This window comes from Pseudomonas sp. 43(2021) (assembly GCF_017490805.1).
Classification (GTDB): Bacteria; Pseudomonadota; Gammaproteobacteria; order Pseudomonadales; family Pseudomonadaceae; genus Aquipseudomonas.
Genome location: NZ_JAFGYJ010000096.1, coordinates 1 through 832, shown reverse-complemented (window position 1 = coordinate 832; position 832 = coordinate 1). Strand labels below are relative to the sequence as shown.

The window sequence follows — 832 nt, the reverse complement described above, 5'->3', positions numbered from 1 at the left end:
GTGAACTGCGAGAACAGCAGGATTCGCCGGCCTTCTTCGAACAGTTCCTCAAGCATTTCCATCAGGCTGTCGAGCTTGCCCGAAGTGCTGCCGCGTGCGGGCAGGGTGGCGTCGTTGACCAGGCGCAGATCGCAGCAGACCTGGCGCAGCTTGAGCAATGCTTCGAGAATGATGATCTGACTGCGTGCCACGCCACTGCGGGCGATTTCGTCGCGGACCTTTTTGTCCATCGCCACACGCACCGTCTCATAGACGTCGCGCTGACCATCGCTGAGTTCGACCCAGTGGATGATCTCGGTTTTCGGCGGCAACTCGGTGGCGACCTGATCCTTCTTGCGCCGCAGCAAAAACGGCTTGATGCGCGCGGTCAGGTGCTGCATGCGCTGCACATTGCCTTGCTTTTCGATCGGCGTGCGGTAATCGCGGTTGAAGGATTTGCTGTCGCCGAGCCAGCCGGGCATGAGGAAATGGAACTGCGACCACAGCTCACCGAGGTGGTTTTCCAGCGGCGTACCGCTCAGACACAAGCGCTGACGGGCCTGCAAGTCACGGGCGGCCTGGGCGGCTTTGCTCAGCGGGTTCTTGATGTTCTGCGCCTCGTCGAGAATCAGCACGCTCCACGACTGCGGCTGCAAGATTTCCAGATCCCTGGGCAACGCCCTGTTGCCCAAGGACCTTGAGCGCCTGGCCAAACAGCCGCTGCACGTTCTGGTGCTGGACGAAGCGCAATACATCAAGAACCCCAACAGCAAAGCCGCCCAGGCCGCCCGCGAGCTGAATGCACGCCAGCGCCTGTGCCTCAGCGGCACGCCGCTGGAAAACCACCTCGGTG

2 pseudogenes are annotated in these 832 nt (G+C 61.7%); one reads left to right on the top strand and one right to left on the bottom strand.

From position 1 onward, the window contains the following. Positions 1-656: pseudogene (locus J5M71_RS26085) on the bottom strand (SNF2-related protein); the annotation flags it as partial. A gap of 1 nt (position 657) precedes the next feature. On the opposite strand from J5M71_RS26085, the pseudogene J5M71_RS26080 reads away from it, so the two are divergent. Beyond that, a pseudogene (locus J5M71_RS26080) lies at positions 658-832 on the top strand (SNF2-related protein); the annotation flags it as partial.